6 protein-coding genes are annotated in these 6,499 nt (G+C 71.6%); 2 read left to right on the forward strand and 4 right to left on the reverse strand.

The window, feature by feature from the left end:
* Positions 1-25: 25 nt before the first annotated feature.
* On the reverse strand, positions 26-613 hold the full coding sequence (locus tag ACFYM2_RS33715) for a TetR/AcrR family transcriptional regulator (protein ID WP_388841490.1): 588 nt from the start codon (positions 611-613) through the stop codon (positions 26-28).
* A gap of 97 nt (positions 614-710) precedes the next feature.
* Complete coding sequence (locus tag ACFYM2_RS33720; RefSeq protein WP_358999933.1) at positions 711-1,727, reverse strand: aldo/keto reductase; 1,017 nt, start codon at positions 1,725-1,727, stop codon at positions 711-713.
* 183 nt (positions 1,728-1,910) lie between these two features.
* Between ACFYM2_RS33720 and ACFYM2_RS33725 the strand changes: the two genes are divergently transcribed.
* A complete protein-coding gene (locus ACFYM2_RS33725; RefSeq protein WP_358999931.1) occupies positions 1,911-2,099 on the forward strand; it encodes a DUF6243 family protein in 189 nt (62 codons plus the stop codon).
* 99 nt (positions 2,100-2,198) lie between these two features.
* Here the strand turns inward: ACFYM2_RS33725 and ACFYM2_RS33730 are convergent, their stop codons facing one another.
* Entirely contained in the window at positions 2,199-3,596 is a 1,398-nt protein-coding gene (locus ACFYM2_RS33730) for an MFS transporter (protein WP_358999928.1), read from the reverse strand.
* 249 nt (positions 3,597-3,845) lie between these two features.
* On the opposite strand from ACFYM2_RS33730, the gene ACFYM2_RS33735 reads away from it, so the two are divergent.
* Positions 3,846-4,727, forward strand: a complete 882-nt coding sequence (locus ACFYM2_RS33735) for a helix-turn-helix domain-containing protein (RefSeq protein WP_358999925.1) — start codon at positions 3,846-3,848, stop codon at positions 4,725-4,727.
* Here the strand turns inward: ACFYM2_RS33735 and ACFYM2_RS33740 are convergent.
* The gene (locus tag ACFYM2_RS33740) at positions 4,700-6,190 is read right to left on the reverse strand and encodes an MFS transporter (RefSeq protein WP_388841498.1); all 1,491 of its coding nucleotides are present in this window, start codon (positions 6,188-6,190) and stop codon (positions 4,700-4,702) included. The genes ACFYM2_RS33735 and ACFYM2_RS33740 overlap by 28 nt on opposite strands.
* Positions 6,191-6,499 lie beyond the last annotated feature (309 nt).

The following is a 6,499-nucleotide window of genomic DNA, read 5'->3' on the forward strand; positions in this document are numbered from 1 at the left end:
GCCACCCGCACCCGCTGACCCCGGGCTAGCGCCTCAATCCCCGTATGAGGAGATCCGCCACCGCGCCGAAGTCGTCCCGGATCGACGGACGCGACCACTCGCCCGCATACACCGGATCATGGAAGCGGCCCGTCGCGTCGAACACCGCCCGCGCCGAGACGGCCGGCGTATCCGCGACCGCGAACTCCCCCCGCTCCACACCGAATTGGACAATCGTGGTGAGCTGCCCCACCAGCTCAGCGATGTGCTCCTCCACCACCCGGCTGTTCTCCCGCAGCAGCACCTCATACGTCCCGAAGAGCTCCGGATCATCACCGGCCTTGTGCATCTTGGCCAGGAACAGCTCGCTCAGCCACAGCCGCAGCACCACGGCCGACTCCAGATCCTGCCGGGCCGCGATGTCGCGCAGCGCGTCCGTCGAGCGGTTCAGCCACCGCTCAGTGACCGCCTCGCGCAACGCCGCCTTCGTCCCAAAATGCCGGTAGACACTGCCATGACTCACCCCGAGCTGGCGCGCGACATCCACCACCGTGGCCTTCGCCGGGCCATGACGGCGCAGCACCTCCTCGGTCGCGACGAGGATGCGCTCGGCGGTCAGCGGTTGCGTACTCATGGCTTCGACGTTACCTTTCGCTCCCGACCGCCCGCCGAGCCTGTGGACAACCCCGGCCACGGCTTGTCCACAGGCCCCGCGCGCCGCGTGAAACCGCTCAGTGCTCGCTGTCCAGATGCGCCATCTGAGCCGCCGGATACCGCTCGCCCGCCGCCGCGCCCACCGGCACCGCCGCCTCGATCGCCGCCAGATCGTCCGCGCCCAGCTCCACATCGAGCGCGCCAAGCGCCTCGGCCAGCCGCTCCCGGGTACGCGCCCCGACCAGCGGCACGATCTCCACGCCCCGCCGGCCACCCTGCGCGAGCACCCAGGCGATGGCGATCTGCGCCACCGAGACGCCCTTCCGCTCGGCGATCTCGCGCAGCGCCTCGACGAGGTCGAGGTTGTGCCGCAGGTTGTCGCCCTGGAAACGCGGGCTCATGCCCCGGAAGTCGTTCGCGGCCAGCTGCCGGTCACGCGCGAAGTGCCCGCTGATCAGCCCGCGCGACAGGACCCCGTACGCGGTGACACCGACGCCGAGCTCACCGGCGGCCGGCAGGATCTCGGCCTCGATGCCGCGCGAGATCAACGAGTACTCGATCTGGAGGTCCGAGACCGGCGCCGTGGCGACGGCCCTGCGCAACGTGGCCGCGCCGACCTCGGAGAGCCCGATGTGCCGTACGTGACCGGCCTCGACCAGCTCCGCGATGGCGCCGACCGTCTCCTCGATCGGCACGTCCGGGTCGACCCGGGCGATCCGGTAGATGTCGATGTGGTCGACGCCGAGGCGCTGGAGAGAGTAGGCGGCGAAGTTCTTGACCGCGGCGGGCCGGCCGTCATAGCCCGACCAGCCGCCGTCCGGGTCGCGAAGGGCGCCGAACTTGACGCTCGTCAGGGCCTGTTCACGGGCCGAGGCGGGCGCCGAGCGCAGCGCCTCGCCGATCAGCATCTCGTTGTGGCCCATCGCGTAGAAGTCACCGGTGTCGAGCAGGGTGACGCCGGCGTCGAGTGCGGCATGAATGGTGGCGATGGACTCGTCCCGGTCGGCGTCTCCGTACAGCGCCGACATGCCCATGCAGCCGAGGCCGAGTACGGAGACGCGAGGTCCTTTGGTGCCGAGAGTGCGGGTGCGCATGGGGGTTCCTCCTGGTGGTGGGGTGTGCTTCCACCTTGGCATGACAGCTGACAGATTTCAATATCTGTCAGCTGTCATCCGTTGGTCGTCATCCGCCCGCTGTCGCGCAACCACCGCGCCAACCGCGCCACCCCCGCCGAAATCTGGTACGAGCCACCCTCCCCGGGCGGGTACCGTCGCCCCATGGCTAAGAGTCGTAACAACCTGCTCGGTGTTGGTGGACAGCGCAAGAAGGTGTCCCGCAACGGAGACCAGGGCTCGGTCCAGGGGAGCACGGCCGACCGCAAGGCGGCCGTGGACAAGAAGGAGGAGCTGCTGCGCAAGATGCGTGAGCGCGCCAACCCCGTGACGACGGAGACCGTCGAGAGCTGATCCGCCGACGCCGAAGGGCCCGGACCGTGTCCACGACACGCTCCGGGCCCTTCGTTTCACCACTCACCCCTCACCACTCACCCCTCGCCCCTCACCGGCTCACCGCATGACACGCGGCAGCCGCAGGCTCAGGAGCGCCGTCACCACGATGAGGGCGAGCTGCGCGAGAAGCGTCACCACCAGCGCGTCCCGCATGCCCACGGACGGGGCGAGCGCGAGGAAGAGGCTGCCCAGGGTCGCCACGCCGAGGGCGAGCGCGGACTGCTGGGTGGTGACCACCACACCGCCGCCCACGCCGGCCCGGTCGGCCGGTATGTCGGAGAGCATCAGGCGGATGAGGACCGGGAGCTGAAGTCCCTGGCCGAGTCCGGCCAGCGCCACGCCGGGGGCGAGTTCGGCGACGGTCAGACCCGACCAGCCGTGCCACACGGTCACGGTGAGCAGGAGGATGCCCACCGCCTGGATGACGCCGCCTGCGCTCACCACGCGGGTGCCGAACCGGCCGATCAGGCGGGGCCCCGCGAGGGAGGCGGCGAAGAAGGCGAGCGCCATCGGCACCAGGGCGAGACCGGCCGCGACCGGGCCCATCCGCAGCCCCTGCTGAAGCACCACCGCGACGACGAACATGAAGCCGCTGAAGCCGATCGAGAACGGCACGACCATCACCAGACCGCGCCGCAGAGAGTCCGTCCGCAGCAGGCTCGGCGGCACGAGCGGCGTCCGTCCGAGCCGGTCGGCGCGCCGCTCGACCAGGAAGAACGCGCTCGCCGCGAACGGGAAGACGCCGAGCGAGACCCACGTCCACAGCGGCCAGCCGGCGGCCCGGCCCTCGGTCAGCGGAACGAGCAGCGAGACCAGGGAAAGGGCCAGCAGCAGCGTGCCCGGCACATCGATCGTGGCCGGCCGCTCCGAGCGGGTCTCCGGCACGGCGCGCATCGCGAGCACCAGGCCCGCCACCGCGACCGGCACGTTCACCAGGAACACCGAGCGCCAGCCGGTCCCGGCCACGTCGGCCGCGACCAGGACGCCGCCGAGGATCTGCCCGGCGACCATGGACAGGCCGGCGGTCGCCCCGTACAGGCTCATCGCCTTGGCGCGGCGCGGGCCCTGCGTCGTGGCCTGGATGGTGGCCAGGACCTGCGGCATCATCAACGCGGCCGCAGCGCCCTGCGCCACCCGCGCGCCGACCAGAGTCCACGCGGTGGGCGCGAGGCCGCAGGCGAGCGAGGTGAGGCCGAAGGCGGCCATGCCGGCCAGGAAGAGCCGGCGCCGGCCGGCCATGTCGCCGAGCCGCCCGCCGAGTACGAGCAGCACGGCGTAGGCGACGCCGTAGCCGGCCACGACGAGCTCCAGCATCGCCGGCCCCGCGGCGAGGTCGCTGTCCATGGACGGCAGGGCGACGTTGACGATGAAGAAGTCGATCAGGGGCAGCGCCGCGCCGAGCAGCACCGTGAACAGTCCGAGCGGCCCGATGGAGGTCGCCGCGTGGTGGATCACGGGGACGGCGGGTGCCTGCGCGGAAGCGGAAGAACCAGAGGAACCGTAAGAACCAGAGGGCCCAGAGGAACCAGAGGAGGTCGAAGAGGTGACAGGGGTGGGAGGGGTGGAGGTCGTGCGTACCGTTGTGTCGCTCACGAAGGGAACGATCCTCCTCTTCCCAGCCTGGTACCAGAGTCTGCTTATCCTGGTACAAGCACTACCCGGCAACCCGCTGACAAGCGTCGACGGGTGCGGCACGCTGAGACCATGAGCACTGTGGCACCTGCGAGCGACGTCCGCCGCCATGAGCTGGCGGAATTCCTGCGCAGCCGACGTGAGCGCATCACCCCCGAGCAGGTCGGTCTGCCGCCCGGCAGGCGCCGGCGCACCCCGGGACTGCGCCGCGAGGAGGTCGCCCAGCTCTCCGCTGTCGGTGTCACCTGGTACACCTGGCTGGAACAGGCCCGCGACATCCAGGTCTCCCCGCAGGTCCTGGACGCCCTCGCGCGGGCCCTGCTGCTCGACCCCAGCGAGCGCAGCCACCTGTTCGCGCTGGCCGGCGCCCAGGACCCGACGCCCAACGCGCCCTGCCCGCGCGTGACCCCCGCGCTGCGGGCCATGCTCGACCAGCTGGCCCCGATCCCGGCCTGTATCCAGAACAGCCGGTACGACATCCTCGCGTACAACAGCACCTACGGAAAGCTGCTCTGCGATCTCGACGCGCTGGCGCCCGAGGACCGCAACTGCCTGTGGCTGTCCTTCACCCATCCTGCCTGGCGGGCCTCGGTGGTCGATCTGGCCGACACGAACCGGGTGATGGCCGCCAAGTTCCGCGCCTCGATGGCCGAACACCTCACCGACGCGCCGTGGAAGGCGCTGCTGGCCCGCCTGGAGGGGGCGTCGGCGGAGTTCCGCGAGGTGTGGGCCCGCCATGAGGTGGTCGCCCACGGCGGCAAGACGAAGTATCTGCGCAACGCCCACGTGGGCCTGCTGTCGCTCGAGCACACCAATCTGTGGCTCGGGCCGTCGGCCGGTCCGCGGCTGATGATGTACGTGCCGTGCGACGCGGAGACCCGCGGGCGCCTGGAGGAGCTTCAGGCGCTGGCGGAGTCGGGCCGCGGTCAGGCGTTGGCGTCGGCGGGCGTCTGAGCGGCGGGCGCCTCCAGGCGTCGCGCGGTCCGCCGCGCCGACTCGCGCGCCCAGCGCCCGCTGGTGGCGAGCCCGAGGACCAGCACGCTCAGGCCGCATCCCGCGATGATCCACCAGGCGGGCCTTGCGGCGTCCGGGAAGCGATCGGCGTAGCCGGCGGAGGAGACGCCCGCCATGCCGCCGGCCAGCACCGCGCCGATCACCGCGACCCCGAGCGTCTGGCCGATCTGGCGGCTGGTGGAGGCGACGGCCGCGGCCACGCCCGCCTGCGAGCGCGGCATCCCGGAGACCGCGGTGTTGGTGATGGGCGCGTTCACCATGCCGAAGCCGAGGCCGAACAGGACGTACCCGGTGAACAGCAGCGTCGTGGTCCGTTCGGCGTCGAACAGGGCGAACAGCAGCCCGCTCGAAGCCATCGCGATCCCCGCGATCAACAGGGAGATCCGGGGGCCCCTGCTGCCCACGAGCCGGCCCGACAGGGGCGCGCAGACGAAGGTGAGCGCGGCCATGGGCAGCATGTGCAGGCCCGCGTCCAGGGCGCTCAGGCCGAGGGCGTTTTGCAGATAGAGGGTGTTGAGGAAGAGGAATCCGCTGAGCGCGGAGAAGGCCGCGACCGCTATGACGGTGGCGCCGCTGAACGGCGCACTGCCGAAGAAGCGCAGGTCGATGAGGGGTTCGGCGCGCCGTGGCTCGTACACGAGGAGCGCTGTGAGCGCGGCGACGAAGAGCGCGGCGAACGCCCAGATCTTCGGCGAGGCCCAGCCCGCGCTGGGCGTCTCGATGATCGCGTACGTCAGTGAACCGAGCAGCGCGATGACCAGGAGCTGGCCGACCGGGTCGGGGCGGCGCGGCTTGGGGGCGCGGGATTCGGGGATGAAGCGCCAGGTCAAAAAGAGGGCGAGCAGGCCGACGGGCAGGTTGAGCCAGAAGATCGAACGCCAGCCGACCGTTTCGACGAGCGCGCCGCCGACGATGGGCCCCATGGCCATGGAGATGCCGACGACGGCGCCCCAGACACCGATGGCGCGGGCGCGTTCGCGCGGGTCGGTGAAGGTGTTGGTGATGATCGACATCGCGACCGGGTTGAGCATCGAGCCGCCGACGGCCTGCACCATGCGGAAGACGATGAGCAGTTCGAGGCTGGGCGCCAGCGAGCAGAGCACCGAGCCGAGGGTGAACAGGAGCAGGCCCGTCTGGAAGACCTTGCGCCGCCCGACGCGGTCGGCGGTGGAGCCCGACAGCATCAGGAGCGAGGCGAGGACGAGGGTGTAGGCGTCGATCGTCCACTGAAGTCCGGAGACCTCGGCGTGGAACTCCCGTTGCAGGGAAGGCAGCGCGACGTTGAGGACGGTGTTGTCGAGGCTCACGATCAGCAGGCTCATGCAGCAGATCGCCAGGATGAGCATCCGTCGGCGCTGGGTCGGCTCGGGCTCGGGGGTCGGCTCGATGGTCGGGTCGGACATGGCTTCGATAGTACGCCTAACTAATGAACCCGGTCGGGGGGGCCCCGGGGGGGCCCGCCCCGGGCGCCCCCCCCCCCCCCCGCCCGGGGGGGGGCCACCCCCCCCCCCCCCCCCCCCCCCCCCCCCCCCCCCCCCCCCCCCCCCCCCCCCCCGGGCCCCCCCCCCGGTGCCTCGGCGGGGCGCTGCTCGCGCAGTTCCCCGCGCCCCTGGCGCCCCTGAGCATCGGTTGGGGGCCCGCTTGGGCACCCTCAGCCTGGCCGGGGTTGGCGGACGAGGCCGTTCAGGCCGAACGGGGTCTGGGGCGGAGCC

The organism is Streptomyces sp. NPDC006711 (assembly GCF_042869775.1).
GTDB lineage: Bacteria > Actinomycetota > Actinomycetes > Streptomycetales > Streptomycetaceae > Streptomyces.

Excerpts from the sequence above, each read along its gene's own strand:
- ACFYM2_RS33715 (WP_388841490.1), bottom strand. The coding sequence starts at position 613 with ATGAGTACGCAACCGCTGACCGCCGAGCGCATCCTCGTCGCGACCGAG.
- ACFYM2_RS33720 (WP_358999933.1), bottom strand. The coding sequence starts at position 1,727 with ATGCGCACCCGCACTCTCGGCACCAAAGGACCTCGCGTCTCCGTACTC.
- ACFYM2_RS33725 (WP_358999931.1), top strand. The coding sequence starts at position 1,911 with ATGGCTAAGAGTCGTAACAACCTGCTCGGTGTTGGTGGACAGCGCAAG.
- ACFYM2_RS33735 (WP_358999925.1), top strand. The coding sequence starts at position 3,846 with ATGAGCACTGTGGCACCTGCGAGCGACGTCCGCCGCCATGAGCTGGCG.
- ACFYM2_RS33740 (WP_388841498.1), bottom strand. The coding sequence starts at position 6,190 with ATGTCCGACCCGACCATCGAGCCGACCCCCGAGCCCGAGCCGACCCAG.